Genomic DNA, 2,168 nt, shown 5'->3' with positions numbered 1-2,168 from the left:
TGGTAATGGCATCCAAGGCCCCAAAAGGCTCATCCAACAGCAAAACTTCTGGACGAACGGCAAGAGCGCGGGCAATGGCTACCCTTTGCTTCATGCCTCCAGAAAGCTGCTTGGGCCGCTTGTGGGCTGCCTCTGCTAAACCTACCAATTCTAGGTGTTCTTGAACAATTTCCCTTTTCTCCCGCCGGGATTTGTTTGGGTAAACCTGATCCACCACCAGATAAATATTTTCAAAGGCAGTCAGCCAGGGCAAAAGGGAATAATGTTGAAACACCATCATCCGATCTGGCCCTGGGGAGGTGATGGGCTGGCCCTTGAGGGTAATGGATCCCGAAGTGGGAGTCGAAAAACCCGCCACCATGTTGATCAAGGTGGATTTGCCACAACCCGAGTGGCCGATAATGCAAACAAACTCACCGGCGGCCACTTCCAGATTGATATTTTCCAGCGCAACGAAGGGCCCTGCTGAGGTGAAGTAGGTCTTGCCCACATTCTGAAGACAAAGAAGGGGCAGTCCTGCAACCGGAGAAGCAGAAGATAGCGGTGAGGAGAACGTGCGGGAGCTGGTCATCATGGTGTTTTCCAATCGAGAGTTTAAGGTAACAAAAGCTAAACTTCGCTGAGCCGGTACTCCTGCAGCTTCAGATCCTGCCGGATGGCCACCGACTCCAGGTAAGCAACGGGATCCTCTCCGTCAAAGCGGGATCCATCGGCAAAGAGTAAAGCTCCGCGGTCGTGGGCCCGATCCGGAAGGCCCAGTTCTCTGGCGGCTAGGGCGTAGGTTTCGCTGTCCAGAACTTGGTCGAGAACCGAAACCCAATTGCGGGGAAAAGCGCAGAGTCCCCAGCGAGCCATCTGCGTCAGGATCCAGAGGTGTTCCAATCTTTCCGGACAGGTGTTGCGCCCGTTGGCAAACTGGTGAAAACCGGTGAGGGCTTGGGATTCATCGGCAATTCCCCGCTGCAGAATACCCGTCCACCCCGGCTGCAGATCCTCCAGGGCCACGCCCACATACTGGGGCTGAGCCAGCCACTCCAAGATCTCAGAACGGTGCTGCGGCTGATCGCAGTAGTGACAAGCCTCCAGTAGTGCCTTGACCAGAGCTACATGGGTACGGGGGTAGTTTTGCGCCCAATCCTGGCGCACCGTCAGCACCTTTTCGATGTGGCTGGGTAAGATTTCAGGGGTGGTGGTGACGATAAATCCCAACTGTTCCCGCACGGCGCGGGAGTTCCAGGGCTCGCCCACGCAGTAGCCGTCGATGTTGCCGGCCTTGAGGTGGGCCACCATCTGCGGCGGCGGGATCACCGTCAACGTAACGTCCCGATCCGGATCCACCCCCCCACCGGCTAGCCAGTGCCGCAACAGGAAGTTTTGCATGGAAGCCGGATGAACCACTCCCAGGGTGTGGACTGTGTCGGGGGTGTGGTTGAGGTATTGGCGAAAATCCGCCAGGCTTTGAACGCCTCGCTCCAAAAGTCTGCGCCCAAAGGTAATGGCGTTGCCGCCGCGGGAGAGGGTTAGCGCGGTAATCAAAGGCACCGGAACTCCCCCCACCCCCAACGTGGAGGCCAACGGGATCCCGGCCACCACCATGGCCGCATCCAGCCGACCGGAGCGGATCCCTTCCCAGATGGTCTTCCAGCCTGGCTCCCGCACCAGGGTGACCTGCTCCAGGCCATGCTTTTGAAACAGGCCTTTTTCCTGCGCCACCACCAGCGGGGCGCAGTCGTTGAGGGGCACAAAGCCAACCTCCAAATTGACCTTCTCCAGGCCGTGTTTGGCAATGGCCACGCGAACAGGCGTTTTTTGGCGAGCCCGCTTTTGCTGGTTGAGAAAGTAGATCATCTCTCCCCGCAGGCTGTAGTAGTCGGGGTGACGCACCACTTCCAAACGATGGCGGGGTCGAGGAAAAGGGATCCGCAAAATCTGGCCAATGCGGGCCTCCGGGCCATTGGTCATCATTACCACCCGATCCGAAAGCAGCAGCGCCTCATCCACATCGTGGGTAACCATGACACAGGTGAGCTGCTCCGCCTGGGCAATCTCCATCAGTTGCTCCTGCAGGTTGCCGCGCGTCAAGGCGTCCAGAGCGCCAAAGGGCTCATCCAACAGCAGCACCCGCGGACGGATGGCCAAAGCCCGGGCAATGGCTACCCGCTGTTTCA

The 2,168-nt window shown here is 58.4% G+C and carries 2 protein-coding genes; both read right to left on the bottom strand.

Translation table 11 applies throughout. The features are described from left to right. A partial coding sequence (locus NW819_RS09795; RefSeq protein WP_414413619.1) for an ABC transporter ATP-binding protein occupies nt 1–571 on the bottom strand: 571 nt, incomplete at its 3' end. Nucleotides 572–609: 38 nt separating this feature from the next. After that, a partial coding sequence (locus tag NW819_RS09790; protein WP_414413618.1) for an ABC transporter substrate-binding protein occupies nt 610–2,168 on the bottom strand: 1,559 nt, incomplete at its 5' end.

Origin of the sequence: Synechococcus sp. R8-2 (assembly GCF_047461715.1) — a bacterium.
Classification (GTDB): Bacteria; Cyanobacteriota; Cyanobacteriia; order Thermostichales; family Thermostichaceae; genus Thermostichus.
Note: the sequence above shows the minus strand (reverse complement) of the source record. Positions and strands in the feature narration are given on the sequence as shown.